Here is a 19,968-nt window from a genome sequence, read left to right on the forward strand (position 1 = left end):
TAAGGTCGTTTTATTCAATCTTCAGTTCCCCATGGAGCATCTGGTGTTTCAATAGTTTTAGTTAAATCAAAACGCACCGTAAATAAACGATCAGTACCTAAACGACGTAAGTTATAGGTTAGACTTGTTTCGTCTATGGTAAACCACCAAATGTTGGTAGAGGCCGCAGGTAATATTTTTGCCGTATGAGCATCGGCAGGAAACATTTGTAAATTGGCCAAACCTTGATTAGCACTTGTGCCGCCATATTGGGTTAAATCTTCTTCCGATCCGTCTTCATGTCTATGGTCGTGCTTTAATCGTATTATTTTTTCGTCATTCATATGTAACACCCAAGTACGCGATTTGTTCTCACCTACAAAGAATGGAATTCTAATATCATTAGTATCGCAAGAACGCACATGCATGACTAATTTTTCACCTGTAAAGCCATCACCTGCTTTTCCACCTTCAATAATTTCGCCTTCGTAAGCATTACCACAATGTGCTTTGAGTTGCTCCCAAAACTTCTCTGAACTCGTTTGTTCTTGTGCAAAAAGGTGTAGTGGTAATACAAGTAAAAAAAAGAGTAGTGCTTTCATAGTTGAATTTTGTTAATGTGTGTTTCTCTAACAGCTAATATACATGAATTCTTGAAGTTAAATAATTTTCTAAAACCATGACGGATTGATAGAGCACCTCATAGTTTAGTAGATCTTAAACTTGAAAAAGAGCGCTTAACAAGCTTTATATATTTTCATTTAGGTTAAAGAATGGCGAGAATAAGTTAATCTTATGCGTCATAAGTCTTAAATTAGAGAAAAATTAAACCATGAAAAAGACGCTTCAAATAGGAAATATAATAGCTTTACTTATAACGATATTCATCAATTACCTCTCTAATACAGGGACCTTAAATAATACCACTATTGGTGAAGTTTCCAATAGTTATAGGTCTTTGTTTACACCTGCAGGTTATACGTTTGCCATTTGGGGAGTTATTTATTTACTGTTGATAGGATTTGTTATTTATCAAGGGCGCGGTTTGTTTAAAGACGTTAAAAATGACGATGTTGTCCTAAAAACAGGTTGGTGGTTTATACTCTCATGTTTATTTAATTCGCTTTGGGTATTTGCTTGGATCTATGAATATACAGGAGTGTCTTGTATTTTTATTTTCTTATTACTGTTTTCATTATTAAAAATTGTAGTCAACAACAGAATGGAATTAGACGATGAGCCCTTACCCATTATTGCTTTTGTTTGGTGGCCTTTTGTGATTTATTCGGGTTGGGTAACCGTGGCTAGTATTGCTAATGTTTCAACGTATTTAGTGAAAATTGATTGGGGTGGTTTTGGATGGTCTGATGTAACTTGGACTATTATACTCATTGCCATTGCCGTGTTTATAAATGTCATAATTACTTGGAAACGTAATATGAGAGAATTTGCACTTGTAGGAGCTTGGGCTTTAATTGGCATAGGAAATGCTAATAAATTAAACAACGAAACACTAATGTATATTGCCTTTATAAGTGCGGCTATATTAATAATAAGCAGTTCGATACATGGTTTTAAAAACCGCGATACCAGTCCGCTAGTAAAGCTTAAAGAAGGAAATAATTCATAGTATTTAGAAGATTATAGGCATTTTTTTAGAGTCAGGCATAAAATAGCTGTAACTTCGCGCCAAATTAAAGGAGTGACCTAAATAAATAGAGTTTGCTTCATAAACACTATTTATGTCATTTAAATCATTGGGGCTATCTGAGCCTTTACTTCAAGCTATCCAGAAAAAAGGATACGAAACACCTTCACCAATTCAAGCAAAAGCCATTCCTCCTGTATTAGAAGGAAAGGACGTTTTAGCATCAGCACAAACCGGAACAGGAAAAACAGCAGGTTTTACATTGCCGTTGCTTCACCTATTATCTAATGGTTCTCAGCAAAGGCACAGACCAATTAGAGCTTTAATATTAACTCCAACACGTGAGCTAGCAGCGCAAGTTTATGCCAATGTTAAAGAGTACAGTGAGTTTTTAAATATTAGAAGTACGGTTATTTTTGGTGGAGTCAATCAGAAACCACAAGTTAATAAATTGAGTCAAGGAGTCGATGTTTTGGTGGCAACACCAGGCCGTTTAATCGATTTAGAAAACCAAGGTCTGTTATCTTTAAGCAAAGTGGAAATATTTGTTTTAGATGAAGCTGATCGTATGTTAGATATGGGCTTTTTACGCGATATAGAGCGTGTTATGAAGTTGATTCCAGCAAAACGTCAAAACCTTATGTTTTCGGCAACCTTTTCTAAAGATATTAAGAAACTAGCGTATTCTATTTTAAATAATCCTGTTCAAGTTGAAGCCACTCCAGAAAATACAGCGGTAGAGGTTATACAGCAAAAAGTTTATCGTGTTGCCAAAGGCAAAAAAACAGGGCTGATTATAAAATTAATTTCCGAAGGAGATTGGAAACAAGTTTTAGTGTTTACAAGAACCAAACACGGAGCCAATAAGCTTTGTAAAAAGATGATTAGCGATGGCATTACAGCCGCAGCGATTCATGGAAATAAAAGTCAAGGAGCAAGAACCAAAGCATTAGCCGGATTTAAAAATGGATCGGTTAGAGTTTTAGTAGCTACAGATATTGCAGCAAGAGGTTTAGATATACCATTGTTGCCACATGTTATTAATTTTGAATTGCCTAATATTTCTGAAGACTACGTTCATAGAATAGGTAGAACAGGTAGAGCAGGAGCCAGTGGAGAAGCGATTTCTTTAGTAAGTGCAGATGAAACAACGTATCTACGTGATATTGAGAAGTTGATTGCTATGAAGATTGAAGTTGAAATCCTCGAAGGTTTTGAGCCAGATCCTAATGCTTCAACAGAACCAATTAAACCAGGTCAGAATAGAAATCAGGGACGTCGTAAAAATTCTAACACTAGAAATTCAGGAAAACCTAAGAATTCAAATTCAGACCGAAATAAAAGTAGAAGCCGTAACCGTAATAATGATAGCAGACGTTAAGTAATGACTTCAGCATTAAAAGATAAAATCATAGCGATTTGCGATAAAAAGATTGCGCAAAAAGGGAGCAATGTGGGTATTTCATTCTATGCATTTTTTAAAAATAAAAATGATAATCCAGAGTTATTAATGGAAGCTGCAACTTGGTGGATTCAAACGCACCAATTAGATCATTTTGAAAAAGCGGTTAAGATTAAAGAATTAGTTAAAAGTTTATAGTTTGTCAACGCAACCTAATAATCCACTTCACGGAGTCAAATTAGAACAGATCATAGTAGAACTGGAAGCACATTATGGCTGGGAATATATGGGCTATCAAATTAATATTCGCTGTTTTACGGATAATCCTTCAGTAAAATCGAGTTTAAAGTTTTTAAGACGTACACCTTGGGCAAGAACCAAGGTAGAAAATATGTATTTGGACTATTTAAAAAAGAATAAAAAATAATTCTTCTATATATTAAAGTAAAAATGGTAGCATCAAAACTTAGATTTTAGGTAATGTTTTACCTTTTTTCTTATCGAGATAATGTCGTAATACACCACCTTTAACATTGTTTACATCAAACTCAACGATAAAAGCATTTTCGTCTATTTCTTCAATAATACGATGCATTTTTTTGATGTCTATACGATTAATAATGGTGTGAATAATATCAAAATCCTGCTGAGGTCCATTGCTTCCAAATCCTTTAGAGCCTTTATAGGTGGTTAGGCCTACTCCCAATTCAATCATAATGGCATGCTTAATTGCGGCATATTCATTAGACACAATAGTGACACCAATAAAATCTTCAAAACCTTCAATAGTCATGTCTGTGACTTTTGCTGTAATAATATAGGTTAAGATAGAATAGAGCGCAACTTCAACAGAGACGACATAGGCCGTAATACTAAATAATACAACATTAAAAAGCAGTATAACTTGACCGATACTAAATCCAAAACGGTCATTGAGATAGATTCCTAAAATTTCTGATCCATCTAAAACGGATCCATTTCTAATCGCAATACCAATTCCTGCGCCTAAACATAAGCCTCCAAAGATGGAAATTAGTAGTTTGTCTTCTGTAATTGTTCCATAATTTCCAAAATGAATTAATGAGGCAAAGGCGAGAATACTAAGAATAGACTTTATAACAATACGTTTAGAAACGGTATAATAGCCTAGAATTAAAAATGGTAAACTAAATATAACTAGCAACAATGAAATATTTACACCAATAAGTCTGTTAGCCAATAGGGCAATGCCAGTAACTCCTCCGTCCATAAATCCGTTAGGAAGTAAAAATGCTTTCAATCCAACGCTGGCTAATCCTATACCTATTGCAATCTGACCATATTCTGATAAAAAATTGTGTGCTTTTGAGTGTTTCAAGTTTTGTTTTTATTTGAGGAAAAGTTACAAAACCAAAATCATTTATTTATCAATTAGACAAAAAAATCCTCTAGATATTCTAGAGGATTTTTTTGTAAGCTTTAAAATCTTTATTTTCTTTTTAATAGGGTTATCCTTTTTTCTCAACCTTTTTTTTAGGTCTATGTACCTGGTTTTCTATTCTTTTAGGTTTTTGAGTTTGTTCGTAAAAGAGTTTAAATTCGGCTCTATCTAATGTTTCATTTGCGTCAGTGTCTGCACTAGCAAAAAGTTTTTCAACTGTTATTTTTTCTGTAGATTCTTTTTCGTAGCGTACTTTGAACTCTTCAAGGTTAATCTTGTCATCCGTGTTGGTGTCAAGATAATTAAACATTTTTACTGATCTATCTTTCTTCGCATTAAGCTTTTCTTGAGCACTTACCAATGAAAATGAAGCAATGGTAATAATAAAAAATCCTATTTTTAATGTTTTAGTAATCATTGTATTACGATTTAGGTATTGTTTAAAATTTAGACCAATATAAGCGAAAAAGTTTAATCTCCATAAAATTATTTGATTTGTCGTAATCCTTCATAAACAATAATGCTTACGGCATTTGCTAAATTTAGACTTCTAATGGATTTACTGTATAGCGGAATTTTAAATAATTGAGTGTCATATTTTTTGACTAATGGTTTTGGTAATCCAACAGATTCTTTTCCAAAAACTAAAAATAGATCATCTGTAAAGTTAATATCCCAATGCGATTTTGTGCCATGACTGGATAAAAACACCATTTTAGCATCTTTATTTTTTAAGAAGAAGTCTTCGGTGTTATCATAATATATAACTTCTAAATGTTGCCAATAATCGAGTCCTGCACGTTTTAAACGTTTGTCATCAATTTCAAATCCAAATGGTTTTACTAAATGTAGTTTTGAGCCTGAAGCTAAGGCTAAACGACCAATATTACCAGTGTTATTTGGTATTTCAGGTTCTATGAGTACGATGTTAAGCGGCATTTTTTCGTGTTAGTTTAATAAGAATTAATCGTATTAATAATACAAAAGGAAAGCCATGGAAGACCACATCAAACCAATCTTTTAAAGCCATTCCGTTTGCTCCTCCTGCAATCCATCGTATTTTACCTAAAAGATGTGGTTCGGGGAAAAATGGAGCTAAGCCTAAGGTTAAACAAAGTAAGAGTATTATTTTCCAGTCGTTGAGCAATTTCATATTATAAGATTGAGCTTACAAAATCATCAATAGCGTCTATTCCGTTTTCAGTTAAATGTTTGATAAAAGCACTACCAATAATAGCACCTTTTCCATATGCTGTAGCTTGTTTAAAGGTTTCATTATTTGAAATGCCAAAACCTACAATTTGAGGGTTTTTTAATTTCATGTCTGCAATACGTTTAAAATAATTGGTTTGCTCCTCACCAAAGCCAGAATTACTTCCTGTTACACTTGCAGAACTTACCATATAAATAAAACCGTTAGATACAGAATCGATATAACGAATGCGTTCATCTGATGTTTGTGGAGTAATTAAAAACACGTTTATTAGACCATACTTTTCAAAAGTTGATTTGTATTCTGAATGATAGACATCGACAGGTAAATCAGGAATTATGAGTCCGTCAATTCCAACCTCTTGGCATTTTTTGCAAAAGGCTTCAACACCATACTGCAACATCGGATTAAAGTAACCCATTATAATTAATGGAATAGAAACCGTTTTTCTAATGTCTTTAAGTTGTTCAAATAACAATGCGCTAGTCATTCCATTTTTTAAAGCTTCCGTAGAACTGGCTTGTATGGTTGGGCCATCTGCTAATGGATCACTAAATGGTAATCCTATTTCCAACATATCTACACCACTTTTTTCGAGATTTTCAATAATAGTAACCGTGTCATTAGTGTTAGGATAACCTGCTGTAAAATAGATTGACAATAGTTTTTTGTCTTCTTTTAGTTTTTCGTTTATTCTGTTCAAAATAGATATGTTGTCTTAATTGTATTTTGGAAATTTTACTGTAAAAATATAACTTAAAAACGAAAGTTTACTATTATGTAATTAGCTTATTTTTTTCTTTTACAGCACTTGAATGTTCGATATTTGTAATTGATTTTAGTTTTTTAAACTAAAAATAACATTGGCACAATAATTGAATTTTTATTTTTATGAAGTATTCTATAAGCTTATTATTAATATTTATTTCAGCAATTTCATTCGCTCAAAAAGAGTTTCATGTTTTTCCTGTAAATGGCAGTACAACTGTCGGGACACCAAATGGTAATGGTAGTATTGAGCGTCCGTGGGATTTACAAACAGCTTTGTCTCAATCTTCAAAAAATGTTAATGGCGGTGATGTTATATGGATTCACGAAGGTATATATACAGGTCGTTATAGAAGTGTATTAGAATCTACAAAAACTAATAAAAAGATTACAGTTTCTGCTTTTAAGAACGATAAGGTCATTCTCAATGGAAATACAGAAGGCAAAGTAAATTATGTTTTACAGGTTAATGGCAGTCATGTGATTTACAAAAATTTTGAAGTCACATATTTAGGAGATTTTTCGCGTTTAGACTCTGATACAGATTTTAAAGCTGCAGTTGGGATTAATCATCAAAAAGGTGAAGACTGTATGTTTCAAAACTTAATGATACACAATATACCAGGTTCAGGAATTGGGTCGTGGAAAGCGACAGGAGGTACAGTAATTGAAAATTGTATGATTTACAACAACGGTTATCAAGGTAAAAGAGGTCATGGAGTTGGTATCTATATTCAAAATCAAAGTGATAACATCAGACAGATAAATAATAATATTATTTTTAATAATTACTATAAAGGTATTGAGGTTTGGTCAGCGACTTCAGGCTCTAAATTAGAGTTTGTGAAGTATGTTAATCTCACTAACAACATCATTTTTAATAATGGTTCTCCTGCAGGAAAGCATGTAGATAATGTTATTATAGCATCCAAAGATGCAGAAGGGATTAACGTAGCCAAGCACATTAACGTATTAAATAATGTCCTTTATCATAATGTAGACTTTAACGATAGCAAAAATTATGGTTATGGTACATCTTTAGCTTTAGGTTTTAATGCTAATGCACCCGTTGAAGATGTTTCGGTTCAAAATAATATTATTATCGGAAAAAATAATGCCTTAAATATATTGCATACAAAGTCTCTAGTTTTTAAAAACAACATTATTTACACTGGTTATATTCATTTTAATTCTTCAGTATTATTAGCTTTAAATAATAGTGGGTTACAAATGGATAATAATTCATACTATACAAGATCTCTCAAAGGGTTTAGAATTTTGAAGCAGCAAGATTATAATATTAAAGCTTGGCAAAATGAATTTAAAATTGAATCTAAAAGTGAATTAAAACAACTCAAAGATTTTAAAACAAATCCTGTTATAAAAGTGTATAAACTTAATAATGATGGGACAGAATTTAATGTTGCTATTTTAAATAAAAATGGAACGGCTGTTCAAGTCAATTTTAATGAATTTGAAATTGAAGAAGGCTCAACTTTCAAAATTTATGATATAGAAAACAAAACTGTTGTTATTACATCTGGTGAAATCTCAAAAGATTTAAAAATAGAATTCCCATTGGCATTAGCAAGTTTTGAAAAACCATTACATAACAATATCGCTACAAAATCTGCTAATAATTTTGGAGTCTTTAGAATTGAATTTGAGCAACCAAAAAAAGAAAGTTTATTTAAACGTTTATTCGGATGGTTGTTTTAAGAACTAAAATCTATTTTTTAATAACTCCGTTTATAATTATAAACAAATTCTATCGTTATAGATTTGGTATTGAATTATATTTGAACCGAAATTAAATCATCAAATAAACACATAACTAAATGATGTTATTCAAAAAACAGTTAATCATCGTTTTTCTAGTTTTTTCTTCAGTAGTAATGGCACAAAAATCTGCCATTTATACCAGCGATTTACAAGACTATCAAAAGGCTTTGGCTTTATATAATAATAAGCAATATAAGGCTGCTCAGTCTTTGTTTGACGATATTAAAGACGAAACAAACGACGTTACCATACAATCCGATTGTGCGTATTATATCGCTAATTGTGCTGTGCGTTTAAATCAGAAAAATGCAGACGATTTAATTACAGCGTTTGTTGAAGAGTATCCAACAAGTACCAAAAGAAATACGGCTTTTTTAGATGTTGCCGACTATTATTTTGATAATGGGAAATATGCTTATTCTCGTAAATGGTATGAGAAAGTAGATGAAAGAAGTATTGCGCGATCAGAAAAAGAACGTTTCAATTTTAATTACGGCTATTCTTTGTATTCTACTAAAGATGAAAAGCAAGCAACCAAATATTTAAATAGAGTTGTAAATTCTGAAGAATACGGTTCACAAGCTAAATATTACATTGGTTTCTTGGCGTATCAAGGAGATGATTACGATACGGCAAATGAGTATTTTGACCAAGTTAGTGATAACGAAAAGTACAAAGAAAAGTTATCGTATTATCAAGCCGATTTAAATTTTAAACTAGGAAAGTTTGAAAAGGCAATAGAACTTGCCCAAGAACAATTACCAAAGAGTAATGCAGCAGAAAAATCTGAATTATCAAAAATCATTGGAGAGAGTTATTTTAATCTTGAAAAATATGCTGAAGCCATACCATACTTAAAAGCGTACAAAGGCAAAAACAGAAAGTGGAACAATACAGATTATTACCAATTAGGTTATGCGTATTACAAACAAAACGATTACAACAGTGCCATTTCAGAATTCAATAAAATTATTGGAGGAGATAATTCTGTAGCACAAAATGCGTATTACCATTTAGGAGAAAGTTATATTAATTTAGATAAAAAACAAGAAGCTTTAAACGCTTTTAGAAATGCGTCACAAATGGATTTTGATTTAAAAATTCAGGAAGATGCTTGGTTAAATTACGCAAAAATTAGTTACGAAATAGGAAACCCATACCAATCCGTACCACAACTATTAACAGGGTATTTAAAGCAATATCCTAATTCAGGTTTTAAAAATGAAGTTGAAACGTTATTAATTGATTCATATATCACCTCTAAAAACTACAAGGAAGCTCTAGAATTGTTAAAGGGTAAAAATAGTTTTGAGCATAAAGCCGCTTACCAAAAAGTAGCTTTTTTTAGAGCCGTAGAATTGTATAACGAAAACAAATACAACGACGCTTTAAACTTATTTAAGAGTTCTTTAAAAGAACCAAGAGATCCGGTTTTTGTGGCAAAAGCAACATTTTGGAAAGCAGAAACAGAATATAATCTAACCAATTATAACGATGCTTTAATTGACTTCAAACAATTTAATGGGTTTAGCGAGTCTTCAAATTTACCAGAAAACGAAAATCTTAATTACAATTTAGCATACACGTATTTTAAGCTTAAAGATTATAATAATGCATCTAACTATTTTGAGAAATTTATAGCTCAACCAAAAAATGACAACTTACGTCAAAACGATGCCTATTTAAGGTTAGCAGATGGCTATTTTGTTTCTAGTAACTACAAAGATGCTATTGATGCTTACAATAAAGCGATTCAAATAAATGAGATTGAAACGGATTATGCAGCCTTTCAAAAAGCAATGAGCCAAGGCTATTTAGGTAAAGGTTCAGCTAAAATTTCAGAGTTAAAATCGTTTATAGACGATTATCCAAAATCAGCTTTACGTGACGATGCCATGTATGAGTTGGCAAATTCTTATGTAAAATCCAACGAGTCAGATAAAGCGATGCAAATGTATGACCGTTTAAATTCAGAATACAAAACAAGTGCGTTTACATCAAAAGCCTTATTACGTCAAGGTTTGGTGTATTATAACGGAAATGATAATAATCGTGCATTAACGAAATTTAAAAAAGTAGCAACTGATTTTCCTGGCTCAGGAGAAGCGGTTCAAGCGGTTTCTACAGTACGATTAATTTATATCGATTTAGGTCGTGTAGATGAGTACGCAAATTGGGTAAGAACTTTAGATTATGTTCAGGTTACTGATGTGGATTTAGATAATGCTACTTATTTAGCAGCAGAGAAACCATATCTAGATAACGAAACCGATAAAGCCATTCGTCAGTTTAATAAATATTTGAACGAGTTTCCAAAGGGACTTCACAATCAAAAAGCACATTTCTATTTAGCGCAATTGTATTATAAAAAAGAGTTGTTTGATAATGCACAACCACATTATAAAGCTGTTGTAGACGCCTCAAAATCGGAATACACAGAACAAGCAACGGTTAAGCTTTGTGAGATTTATTTGAGCAAATCTAATTGGGAACAAGCTATTCTTGTGTTAAAAGATTTAGAGCTAGAAGCAGACTATCCTCAGAATGTGGTTTACGCGCAATCTAACTTAATGAATGCCTATTATCAAACTGAAGATTACGTTAAAGCAGAAAGCTATGCTGAAAAAGTTTTAAGCAATTTAAAACTAGACAACAAAGTTAAGAGTGATGCCAAATTAATTATTGCACGTTCAGCCATTAAAACAGGAAACGAAGCTAAAGCAAAAACAGCTTATGCCGAAGTTGAAAAATTAGCAACCGGAAGCGTCGCTGCAGAAGCCTTATTCTATAATGGGTATTTTAAAAATAAAGAAGGTCAGTACGAAGCCTCAAACACTGTTATTCAACGATTGGCAAAGGATTACGGTAGTTATAAATTGTATAGCGCCAAAGGCTTGGTGGTTATGGCAAAGAACTTTTACGCTTTAGGAGATGCATTTCAGGCCACTTATATTTTAGAAAGTGTAATTAGTAATTTTCCGGATTTTACAGATGTAGTTACTGAAGCACAAGCAGAATTGAATAAAATAAAAGCAGAGGAAGCGAAGACGAATTCATCCGTTGAAACTGATGACAACTAAATTCCTGCGAAGGCAAGAATCGCTTAACTGAAATTCGAAAACTTAAATCAAAGCAATGATAAAATTAAAAAGCCTCATAAAATATATTCCATTTTTATTGTTGACGATTGTCTTCACTTCATGTGGCGATGATGACGAAACTCAAGAAGAAGTAGATGTATTTGCTGGTTGTTGCTCAGAAGAACCTGTTTATGGTGCTAACGTAAATAACTTGGATGAATCAAATGGTGAAATAATTGTTTATAATTTATTCACGCCTAATTATGATGCTATAAACGACGCATTTGGTATTGTAAATATTGAGAATTATGATAACCATACAGTAACTATTTATGACATTGATGATAATATTGTATTTGAGAGTTCTAATTATGTAGGATTTGGAAACTTATTCCCAGATGGAGAACAAGGTCAATTTGGTAGTGAGAATTATTCAGATGGGACTTATAAATATAAAATTGTAATAGAGAATGAGGACGTTTTTCGTAAATCTGGGACATTTTGTTTGTTCGGAGATTTTTCAGCTTTAGATGAGCAAAATTTCAGTGATTGCACTATTGGTAGTCAATTTGACCCTGCTCTGACAGGTAATTAAAAGAGATATAATTAGATACATCAAATCAAAACACATAAAATGAAAATCAAGTTTTTAATTTTTATAATAACCATAGCAAGCAGTTGGACATTTGTTGTTGCTCAAGAACGCACAAAAGATACTATTGGAGACCAAACGGTTAACGTTATAAAACCATATACTCCTACAATATCAGATGCCTTTAAAATTAAAGATAATCCAAAACTAGGAGACTCAAATACAGTTAAGAAAAAAGAAATAAAATACAACATTTTTTCTATTCCTGTAGCTTCAACGTTTACACCTGCAAAAGGAAAGGCAGCAACAGTTGATAGAGCAAAAGCAGTAAAATTATACGATAATTACGCATCACTAGGCGTAGGAACATACACAACCATTTTGGGAGAAGTGTATTTGAATCATGAGCTGAGTAAAGACGAAAATGTTGGTGGTTATTTTAGTCATCATTCCTCACAAGGAGGTATTGATAAATTGTTATTAGATGATAATTTTTCAAAGACTAAATTGAATGCACATTATTCTAAAAATTTAAGGGACTTTACTTGGAAAGTAGATGGAGGTATCGATTTACAAACGTATAATTGGTATGGTTTGCCACAACAATATTATGGACAAACGACAGCAGATACTATAAATCCAAAGCATAGTTTTCATAGCTTTAATGTTGGCGGTAAAATTAATTTTGATGATGCCATTGTTAAAGATGCAAGTGTTCGCTTTAGACGCTTTGGTGATGATCAAGATTCAGGAGAAAATCGTTTTATGGCAGAAACCAGTTTTGATGTACCTGTGCGAGATGCTTATATAGATACTGAGGTGTTTGTAGATTATTTAGGAGGAAGTTTTGATACTGATTATACCAGATCTGGTGAAATTAATTACGGTAATTTTATGTTTGGTGTTTTACCGACTTACCAATTAAATAGAGATGACTTAACAATAAACTTAGGTCTAAGGTTAACGTATTATAATGACACCGAGTTAAGCGATAGTGAATTCTTTATCCACCCAAATATAGAAGCGTCTTACCGTTTAGTAGATGAGCTTTTAATCGCTTATGGAGGTTTAACAGGTGGATTAGTTCAGAACTCATATTACGATTTTGCTAATGTAAACCCTTTTGTGTCGCCAACACTTTTTATTGCACCAACAGATCAACAGTTTAGAGCTTTTGTAGGTGTCAAAGGGAAGTTAACTAATAATATTAGTTATAATGTGAGCGGAAACTATACGTCAGAACAAGAAAAGGCCCTGTTTAAAGCTAACGAAGCATTAACATTTCTGCCAGAAGATTACCAATACGGAAACTCGTTTGGTATGGTTTACGATGACGTGACAACGTTTTCTATTGCAGGTGAATTAAATGTAGATTTTAATAGAAATTTTACTTTAGGAGTTAAAGGAGAATATTTTGCCTACAATACAGACGACCAAGCACACGCATGGAACTTACCAGATATAGAAGCGTCAGTATTTATGGACTATCAGATTTCAGAACAGTGGTTTGCCGGAGCAAGTGCTTATTTTGTAGGCGAACGTAAAGATCAAGATATTTTTACCGATGAAATTTCAGATCCTATAGCTACCACAATAAAGACAGTAACTTTAGATAGTTATTTTGATTTAAATGCCCATGTTGGTTACAAAATAAACGAACAATTATCTGTTTTTGCTAAAGCAAACAATATTGCAAATCAAAATTACGAACGCTGGTTAAACTTTCCAGTCCAAGGCATTCAGTTTTTGGCTGGCGCAACATATCAATTCGACTTTTAAAATTCTTACGTAAGTACGAGTTTTATCACGTTATATAATAAAGCGTTCCAATTTGGAACGCTTTTCTTATTTTTACAATGCTTATAAACCAATTAATATGAAGAAATTATTACCTATTCTAACGTTGCTTACAATCTTTGCTTGTCAAAAAGACAAACAAGAAGCAGACTTAATCGTTACAAATGCGAATATTTATACCGTAGATGAAAACTTCAATAAAGCAGAATCGTTTGCTGTAAAAGACGGAAAAATTATTGCTGTTGGTTCAACTTCAGAAATTGATGATAAATACAAAGCTGTTGACACTATTAATGCAAATGGAAAAACTATTGTTCCTGGTTTTATTGATGCTCATTGTCACTTTTTAGGCTTGGGTTTTAATAAACAAACGGTAGATTTAGTTGGTACAACGAGTTTTGAAGAGCTAATGAAACGTGTGTTGGATTTTCAAAATGAAAATAATAAGAAATTCATTTTAGGTAGAGGTTGGGACCAGAATGACTGGGAAGATCAACAATTTCCAAACAAAAAACTTTTAGATAAATTATATCCTAATACACCAATTGCTCTATCGCGTATTGATGGACATGCCATATTAGCCAATCAAGCCGCTTTAGATTTAGGGAATGTGACGAAGAATAGCAAGATTGAAGGAGGAGAAGTTGTTATTGAAAACGGAGAGCTTACAGGAATCTTAATCGATAATGCTATAGGTTTAGTAATGAGCCATTGGCCAAGTCCAACCAAAATGGAAAAAACAAAAGCATTGTTGGACGCTCAAAAAGTATGCTTTGATTTAGGTCTAACAACGGTTGATGATGCAGGATTAAATAAAGATGAAATAGAATTAATAGAAAACCTTCAAAATTCAGGAGAGTTAAAAATGCGTATTTATGCTATGGTTTCTCATTCTGAAGAAAATTTAGATTACTTCTTAAATAAAGGTATTACAAAAACAAACCGACTTAATGTACGTTCGTTTAAGTTTTATGCCGATGGAGCTTTAGGATCTAGAGGAGCAATGTTAAAAGCACCATATTCAGATAAACCTAAGCATTCAGGTTTAATGGTAACAGATTTAGAAACCTTAAAAACAGCTGCAGAACGTATAGCAAACTCAGAGTTTCAAATGAATACTCATGCCATTGGTGATTCTGCTAATAGAGCTGTTTTAGAAACGTACAATAAAGTTCTTAAAGGAAAGAACGATAGACGTTGGAGAGTAGAACATGCACAAATTGTGTCTCCAGAAGATTTCGATTTTTATAAAAATATTATGCCGTCTATTCAACCAACACATGCAACAAGCGATATGTATTGGGCAGAAGATAGAATAGGATCAGAACGTATAAAAGGAGCTTATGCATACAAACAATTATTAAACGCGTATGGAAAAGTTGCATTAGGAACCGATTTCCCTGTAGAGCGTGTCAGTCCGTTTTTAACATTTTATGCTGCCGTTGCCAGACAAGATTTAAAACAATACCCTGAAGGTGGTTTTCAAATGGAAAATGCTTTAAGTAGAGAAGAGGCATTAAAAGGAATGACTATTTGGGCTGCTTATTCTAATTTTGAAGATCATGAAAAAGGAAGTATTGAAGTTGGCAAATTTGCTGATTTTATTATTCTAGACAACGATATTATGACGGTAGATGCTAATGAAATTCCTAATATTAAAGTCTTAAAAACTGTGGTTGGCGGAGAAGTGCAGTAAATTAATGGTCTACCACGCAAAAGCTTTAACGCTAAAAAAAAGTATGACTCTAATTGTTTTTTAATAAATTTTGTCAGTATCTCTGTGTGATAAGTAACTTAAAATATACGAGCCAAATAATCAAAATGCTCGCCATCCTTTACCTTCTCACATTTTAGACCAACCGTTATACAGGCTGTTTTTAAGGTTTCAAAATCGAGATATAGCCATTTCATTGGTGTTTCTTTTTCGCCTTTGTAAGACAGAAAATAATCCAATTCTCCAAGATAGCCTTGGTTAAGATCTAACCATAGACCTCCATCTTCATCTTTGTACATGTATGAAATGTCAGAAGAATCAATTAGAATTTGTCCATTGGGATTTAAAAGCGACTTTAAATGTTTCAAATACCTAGAAACTTGAGTTAGCTCTTGGAAAATCCCTGTACCATTCATTAACAACAAGATGGTGTCAAAAGTTTGAGTTTCTTCTAAAAGTGGTTTTAATTCAGCATTTAAAACACCGCGCTTTTTTGCCACTTTAATGGCGCCTTCAGAACTGTCAATGGCTTTTACATGTAAGCCTTTTTCTTGTAACCACAACGAATGACTGCCAGAACCACAACCAACATCTAAAATGTTACCTTTACTAAGTTGAAGTGCTTTTTGTTCCAATGTTGGCATTTCAGAATAATCTCTAAATAAATAGGGAAGTGGTAAAGGGTCTGCATCCGAAATATGAGTAGAAGTGATAATGTCTTCAGAATAATTTCCGTTCTGGTAATCTAATAATGCTTTTCCGAAGAGATCTTTAGTCATATTTTTTGTGGGTTCGAGTGATTTTTATTTTTATAGAAAATGTAAAGATAACTTTAGTTAAATTTGTTTTATGCAAGACCAAATTAATAATCTTCCAAAGCTCGCCAAAGATAAGCATAAGGAAAATAAAACCTTTTTTACAAAGCTAAAAAAGAAACCACCAAAGCAATTGGACTATTTGATGCAAGAGTTGCACGAAACAGAGTTTGAACGAACGGACTGTTTAACGTGTGCCAATTGCTGTAAAACCACAGGTCCTCTATTTACAGATAAAGATATTCAAAGAATTTCGAAATCTTTTAAAATGAAAGCGCAACAATTTATTGATACTTATTTGCGATTAGATGAAGAAAACGATTATGTGTTGCAGTCGGTTCCGTGTACATTTTTAGGTGCAGATAATTATTGTTCTATTTATGAGGTACGACCTAAAGCGTGTCGAGAATTTCCACATACAGATCGAAAAAAGTTTCAGCAAATCTCTAATCTAACAATGAAGAATGTCGCCATTTGTCCTGCAGCTTATAATATTGTTGAAGAAATGAAAAAACGAATTCAGTTGTAATCGTATTGTGCTTCGGAATAGTTTTTGATATTCAATTGTTTAAAATTATAATATGAAAAAGTTAATTATAGTAGCGTTATTGTTTTTTTTTACTGTGAATCTATCTAACGCTCAGCCGTGGATGACTAATTTGGATATCGCTAAAAGTTTAGCTACAGTACAAAATAAAATGGTACTGATGGTATGGGAAGAAACAACAAAATATCCTTATCCGGTTTTAGTTAATACAGATGATGGTAAGACTATTTTTATTGAAAACTTGTTTGAAGACGAAACTGTAAGCCCTTTAATTTGGGAATATTTTGTACCTGTAATTGTTAATGAAAATAAGTATGCAGATTTATACATGCAAATTAATGGAAAGCGCACCCAAGCATATATAGATAAGTTCAATGAAGACTCTATTAAAATTATGGATGTCAATGGTAATATCTTAAACCTTTCTGGCGATCCTAATAATTATGAGAACATTTCGCAGTTAATTGAAGATTACGCCTTAAATACCGAATTTATTGCGCCTGAATTAAAAGGCTATAAAAATAAAAAGGATTTTTATTCCGCTTATTATTTAGCTTCAAAATATGTTGATTTTTCAATGTATATGAAAGCAGATATTAGAGAAGAGCTGCTTAAACTTGGTAATATTTATTTAGATGAAGCTTCTGAATTTATAAGTACAAATCCTGTTGAAGAGCAGCTCACATTATCACAGCGAATAGAGCTTTTAAAGATGCAACAACTTCTAATTACAAAGTCTCCTAAAAAAGTGCTAAGAAAATTAAAAAGGATAGATGCAGAAGATATTGAAACTAATAACAAAGCATTTGTAGCTTTTTTGTATTACACAGCTTATAAGGTTTTAAATGACGAAACTAATGCTGCATTATGGAAATCTCAAATATCTTCTGTAAATTTGAAGAAAGCACAGATGATTATTAATCTTAATTCTTAAAGGTATTGGAAACCGTCATTAGTTATTTTGAAACCATTCCATCTTTACATAGAAGTCTTATTTTAGTTGGAGGTCTCACTTTTTTTTGGCTGCTAGAAAGTGGTTTGCCATTATTTAAGTTTAAATATAATAAATGGCAACATGCCATTCCAAATCTTTTTTTCACGTTAACAACAGTTGTTATTAATTTTGCTTTAGCCTTTTTACTTTTAGGTGCTGCAGACTGGGTAAAAGTCAACGATTTTGGTATCATTAATTGGATGCCAGACATGCCATTGGGATTGTATGCTTTTCTTGGAGTATTGTTACTCGATTTTTTTGGGGCCTATTTAGCACATTTTGTTGAGCACAAGGTAAAACCGCTTTGGATGGTACATTTAGTACATCATACAGATCACAAAGTAGACACAACAACGGCTAATAGACATCATCCTATTGAAAGTTTAATTCGATTTGTATTTACGCTTGTAGGTGTATTTGTGGTTGGTACACCTATTGCTTTGGTGATGATTTATCAAGCGATGTCTTTAATTTTTACACAGTTTACACATGCCAATATTAAAATGCCAAAAGGCTTAGATAAAGCATTGAGTTATGTAATTGTCTCGCCAGATATGCATAAAATTCACCATCATTATAGATTACCATATACAGATTCTAATTACGGAAATATCTTTAGTATTTGGGATCGTATGTTTGGAACCTTCTTATATATGGAGCGTGAAAAGTTAGTTTATGGAGTAGATGTTTTTCCAGATGAAGTTAAAAATAGTAATATCAAAGATTTACTTAAACAACCATTTGAAGTTTATGAAAAACCTACGCTTTCAGCAGATCTCGAAAACTAGTATAGTTGTATTTTTAATTTTATGTAGCGTGAGTTGCAATCCAATACAAAAACAATTAGACATACAAGGTCATAGAGGATGTAGAGGTTTATTTCCAGAAAATTCCTTGCTTGCTTTTGAAAAGGCTATCGATTTAGGTGTAACCACTTTAGAGTTAGACATCGTTATCTCTCAAGATAAAAAGGTGGTTGTTTCTCATGAAGCCTATATGAATCCGAACATTTGTTATGATACTGAAGGAATGGACATTCCAGATGCATTAAAAACAAAATTTAATTTGTTTAAGATGAATTATAATGAAATTATACAGTTTGACTGTGGATCAAAATTTCACCCAAGCTTTCCAAATCAAACAAAGATAAAAACATATAAGCCTTTATTGTCTGAAGTATTTGATTTAGTAAAAGCAAAACAATCAAATGTTAAATTTAATATCGAAATTAAATCGGAACCTCTGTATTATGGGATTTTTACACCAGAACCAAAACCTTATGTGAAATTGGTTTTAGATGAAATTAAAGACAACCACATGCTTAATCGTGTTAATCTTCAATCGTTTGATCTAGCAATTCTTGAAGAGGTTAAAAAGCAATTACCAAATATGGAAGTGGCTTTACTTATTGATGAGAATGAAACAATTGAAGACAAATTAGAAGCGTTGTCTTATAAACCAGAGATTATAAGTCCGTACTTTAAATTAGTAACGGCAGAATCTGTTAGAAGGTATCAAAATAAAGGTTTTTATGTTATTCCTTGGACAATTAACGAAGAACAAGCTATGGAACAAATGTTATCTTTTAATGTAGATGGCATTATTACAGATTATCCAGATCGTTTAATTAAACTTTTAAAGCAGCAAAAGTCTTTACAATGCAGTTCGTCGAGTATTTATAGCAGATAATGTAAGTTATATGGCATTTAATCCTAAAACCACCTATGTTTAAAGCGGATTAATTAATTACTATTGAGTTAACACATGCTTTTTTATAACTTAAAGTAAGTTCTATTTTGAAAAATTTTATCCGCATTTGCCTCGTCCTCATTCTTTTATTTTTATTAGGTTTTACACTGCAAGCGCAAGAATCTTATGCTAAGCTTGAAAAAAATAGAAATATTCAAGCTAAAGATTTCATTCATCAATTAAATACAACTAAAGACACTCTGATTTTAAGAAGTGATAAAATCATAAATTCACTTTATACTATAAATCAAAATTACACACGTGAACTCGATTTTGAAATTGATACAACGGAGTATAGATTACCACTAAATAAATTATCTAAAGGGAAGCATGTTTTTGTAGCAATACAATCTCCAAAGCGAATTGTATTTGTTGTTAAAATACTAAAGGATATTCCTAAAAAAGAGCCAGAAGGTATTGTTAACTTAAAGCCCAAAAAGATTGTATTTGCAACTAATTAATAGTTCG

The 19,968-nt window shown here is 32.2% G+C and carries 21 protein-coding genes; 14 read left to right on the plus strand and 7 right to left on the minus strand.

Annotated features, from left to right (window positions below; translation table 11 throughout):
* Window positions 1-14 precede the first annotated feature (14 nt).
* On the minus strand, window positions 15-581 hold the full coding sequence (locus VDP25_RS15190; RefSeq protein ID WP_334471210.1) for a hypothetical protein: 567 nt from the start codon (window positions 579-581) through the stop codon (window positions 15-17).
* A 230-nt stretch (window positions 582-811) separates the two neighbouring features.
* Here VDP25_RS15190 and VDP25_RS15195 point away from each other — a divergent pair, with 230 nt between their 5' ends.
* The 4 genes from VDP25_RS15195 (at window position 812) to VDP25_RS15210 (ending at window position 3,456) form a co-directional block, all read left to right on the plus strand.
* Window positions 812-1,609 carry a tryptophan-rich sensory protein gene (locus VDP25_RS15195; RefSeq protein WP_334471211.1) on the plus strand — a complete coding sequence of 266 codons (798 nt, stop codon included), beginning with the start codon at window positions 812-814 and terminating at the stop codon, window positions 1,607-1,609.
* A gap of 112 nt (window positions 1,610-1,721) precedes the next feature.
* Window positions 1,722-3,008 (plus strand): DEAD/DEAH box helicase, encoded by a 1,287-nt coding sequence (locus VDP25_RS15200; RefSeq protein WP_334471213.1) that lies wholly within the window; start codon window positions 1,722-1,724, stop codon window positions 3,006-3,008.
* A 3-nt stretch (window positions 3,009-3,011) separates the two neighbouring features.
* Window positions 3,012-3,227 carry a DUF6500 family protein gene (locus VDP25_RS15205; RefSeq protein WP_334471215.1) on the plus strand — a complete coding sequence of 72 codons (216 nt, stop codon included), beginning with the start codon at window positions 3,012-3,014 and terminating at the stop codon, window positions 3,225-3,227.
* Window position 3,228: 1 nt separating this feature from the next.
* On the plus strand, window positions 3,229-3,456 hold the full coding sequence (locus VDP25_RS15210; RefSeq protein WP_334471217.1) for a VF530 family protein: 228 nt from the start codon (window positions 3,229-3,231) through the stop codon (window positions 3,454-3,456).
* A gap of 39 nt (window positions 3,457-3,495) precedes the next feature.
* Here the strand turns inward: VDP25_RS15210 and VDP25_RS15215 are convergent, their stop codons facing one another.
* The 5 genes from VDP25_RS15215 to trpA form a co-directional block, all read right to left on the minus strand.
* Complete coding sequence (locus tag VDP25_RS15215; RefSeq protein WP_334471219.1) at window positions 3,496-4,386, minus strand: YitT family protein; 891 nt, start codon at window positions 4,384-4,386, stop codon at window positions 3,496-3,498.
* A 130-nt stretch (window positions 4,387-4,516) separates the two neighbouring features.
* Window positions 4,517-4,867, minus strand: coding sequence for a hypothetical protein (locus tag VDP25_RS15220; protein ID WP_334471221.1), 351 nt, complete (start codon window positions 4,865-4,867; stop codon window positions 4,517-4,519).
* 68 nt (window positions 4,868-4,935) lie between these two features.
* Window positions 4,936-5,388 (minus strand): tRNA (cytidine(34)-2'-O)-methyltransferase, encoded by a 453-nt coding sequence (locus VDP25_RS15225; RefSeq protein ID WP_215924711.1) that lies wholly within the window; start codon window positions 5,386-5,388, stop codon window positions 4,936-4,938.
* Window positions 5,378-5,602, minus strand: a complete 225-nt coding sequence (locus VDP25_RS15230; protein WP_215924712.1) for a hypothetical protein — start codon at window positions 5,600-5,602, stop codon at window positions 5,378-5,380. Before VDP25_RS15230 ends, VDP25_RS15225 begins: the two co-directional genes overlap by 11 nt.
* 1 nt (window position 5,603) lies before the next feature.
* Entirely contained in the window at window positions 5,604-6,365 is a 762-nt protein-coding gene (trpA, locus tag VDP25_RS15235; protein ID WP_334471226.1) for a tryptophan synthase subunit alpha, read from the minus strand.
* 188 nt (window positions 6,366-6,553) lie between these two features.
* On the opposite strand from trpA, the gene VDP25_RS15240 reads away from it, so the two are divergent.
* The 5 genes from VDP25_RS15240 (at window position 6,554) to VDP25_RS15260 (ending at window position 15,377) form a co-directional block, all read left to right on the plus strand.
* Window positions 6,554-8,149 (plus strand): hypothetical protein, encoded by a 1,596-nt coding sequence (locus VDP25_RS15240; RefSeq protein ID WP_334471227.1) that lies wholly within the window; start codon window positions 6,554-6,556, stop codon window positions 8,147-8,149.
* Between the two features lie 119 nt (window positions 8,150-8,268).
* Complete coding sequence (locus tag VDP25_RS15245; RefSeq protein WP_334471228.1) at window positions 8,269-11,292, plus strand: tetratricopeptide repeat protein; 3,024 nt, start codon at window positions 8,269-8,271, stop codon at window positions 11,290-11,292.
* Window positions 11,293-11,347: 55 nt separating this feature from the next.
* Entirely contained in the window at window positions 11,348-11,887 is a 540-nt protein-coding gene (locus tag VDP25_RS15250; RefSeq protein ID WP_334471229.1) for a gliding motility-associated C-terminal domain-containing protein, read from the plus strand.
* 39 nt (window positions 11,888-11,926) lie between these two features.
* The gene (locus tag VDP25_RS15255) at window positions 11,927-13,663 is read left to right on the plus strand and encodes a TonB-dependent receptor (protein WP_334471230.1); all 1,737 of its coding nucleotides are present in this window, start codon (window positions 11,927-11,929) and stop codon (window positions 13,661-13,663) included.
* Window positions 13,664-13,760: 97 nt separating this feature from the next.
* On the plus strand, window positions 13,761-15,377 hold the full coding sequence (locus tag VDP25_RS15260; RefSeq protein ID WP_334471231.1) for an amidohydrolase: 1,617 nt from the start codon (window positions 13,761-13,763) through the stop codon (window positions 15,375-15,377).
* A gap of 98 nt (window positions 15,378-15,475) precedes the next feature.
* On the opposite strand, the gene VDP25_RS15265 is transcribed toward VDP25_RS15260, so the two are convergent.
* Window positions 15,476-16,174 carry a class I SAM-dependent methyltransferase gene (locus tag VDP25_RS15265; RefSeq protein WP_334471232.1) on the minus strand — a complete coding sequence of 233 codons (699 nt, stop codon included), beginning with the start codon at window positions 16,172-16,174 and terminating at the stop codon, window positions 15,476-15,478.
* Window positions 16,175-16,244: 70 nt separating this feature from the next.
* Between VDP25_RS15265 and VDP25_RS15270 the strand changes: the two genes are divergently transcribed.
* The 5 genes from VDP25_RS15270 to VDP25_RS15290 all read left to right on the plus strand — a co-directional run bounded on the left by VDP25_RS15270 (window position 16,245) and on the right by VDP25_RS15290 (window position 19,961).
* Window positions 16,245-16,739, plus strand: a complete 495-nt coding sequence (locus VDP25_RS15270; protein WP_334471233.1) for a YkgJ family cysteine cluster protein — start codon at window positions 16,245-16,247, stop codon at window positions 16,737-16,739.
* A 52-nt stretch (window positions 16,740-16,791) separates the two neighbouring features.
* On the plus strand, window positions 16,792-17,691 hold the full coding sequence (locus tag VDP25_RS15275) for a hypothetical protein (protein WP_334471234.1): 900 nt from the start codon (window positions 16,792-16,794) through the stop codon (window positions 17,689-17,691).
* A gap of 5 nt (window positions 17,692-17,696) precedes the next feature.
* Window positions 17,697-18,539, plus strand: a complete 843-nt coding sequence (locus VDP25_RS15280; protein ID WP_334471235.1) for a sterol desaturase family protein — start codon at window positions 17,697-17,699, stop codon at window positions 18,537-18,539.
* Window positions 18,540-18,567: 28 nt separating this feature from the next.
* Window positions 18,568-19,440: a glycerophosphodiester phosphodiesterase family protein gene (locus VDP25_RS15285; protein ID WP_334471236.1), complete on the plus strand. Its 873-nt coding sequence runs from the start codon at window positions 18,568-18,570 to the stop codon at window positions 19,438-19,440.
* 107 nt (window positions 19,441-19,547) lie between these two features.
* Entirely contained in the window at window positions 19,548-19,961 is a 414-nt protein-coding gene (locus VDP25_RS15290; protein ID WP_215924723.1) for a hypothetical protein, read from the plus strand.
* Window positions 19,962-19,968: the final 7 nt, after the last annotated feature.

The organism is Winogradskyella sp. ECml5-4, assembly GCF_036903175.1.
Classification (GTDB): Bacteria; Bacteroidota; Bacteroidia; order Flavobacteriales; family Flavobacteriaceae; genus Winogradskyella; species Winogradskyella damuponensis.

Coding starts and splice junctions, on each gene's coding strand:
- VDP25_RS15190 (WP_334471210.1), bottom strand. CDS start 581: ATGAAAGCACTACTCTTTTTTTTACTTGTATTACCACTACACCTTTTT.
- VDP25_RS15195 (WP_334471211.1), top strand. CDS start 812: ATGAAAAAGACGCTTCAAATAGGAAATATAATAGCTTTACTTATAACG.
- VDP25_RS15200 (WP_334471213.1), top strand. CDS start 1,722: ATGTCATTTAAATCATTGGGGCTATCTGAGCCTTTACTTCAAGCTATC.
- VDP25_RS15205 (WP_334471215.1), top strand. CDS start 3,012: ATGACTTCAGCATTAAAAGATAAAATCATAGCGATTTGCGATAAAAAG.
- VDP25_RS15220 (WP_334471221.1), bottom strand. CDS start 4,867: ATGATTACTAAAACATTAAAAATAGGATTTTTTATTATTACCATTGCT.
- VDP25_RS15225 (WP_215924711.1), bottom strand. CDS start 5,388: ATGCCGCTTAACATCGTACTCATAGAACCTGAAATACCAAATAACACT.
- VDP25_RS15230 (WP_215924712.1), bottom strand. CDS start 5,602: ATGAAATTGCTCAACGACTGGAAAATAATACTCTTACTTTGTTTAACC.
- VDP25_RS15240 (WP_334471227.1), top strand. CDS start 6,554: ATGAAGTATTCTATAAGCTTATTATTAATATTTATTTCAGCAATTTCA.
- VDP25_RS15245 (WP_334471228.1), top strand. CDS start 8,269: ATGATGTTATTCAAAAAACAGTTAATCATCGTTTTTCTAGTTTTTTCT.
- VDP25_RS15250 (WP_334471229.1), top strand. CDS start 11,348: ATGATAAAATTAAAAAGCCTCATAAAATATATTCCATTTTTATTGTTG.
- VDP25_RS15255 (WP_334471230.1), top strand. CDS start 11,927: ATGAAAATCAAGTTTTTAATTTTTATAATAACCATAGCAAGCAGTTGG.
- VDP25_RS15260 (WP_334471231.1), top strand. CDS start 13,761: ATGAAGAAATTATTACCTATTCTAACGTTGCTTACAATCTTTGCTTGT.
- VDP25_RS15265 (WP_334471232.1), bottom strand. CDS start 16,174: ATGACTAAAGATCTCTTCGGAAAAGCATTATTAGATTACCAGAACGGA.
- VDP25_RS15270 (WP_334471233.1), top strand. CDS start 16,245: ATGCAAGACCAAATTAATAATCTTCCAAAGCTCGCCAAAGATAAGCAT.
- VDP25_RS15275 (WP_334471234.1), top strand. CDS start 16,792: ATGAAAAAGTTAATTATAGTAGCGTTATTGTTTTTTTTTACTGTGAAT.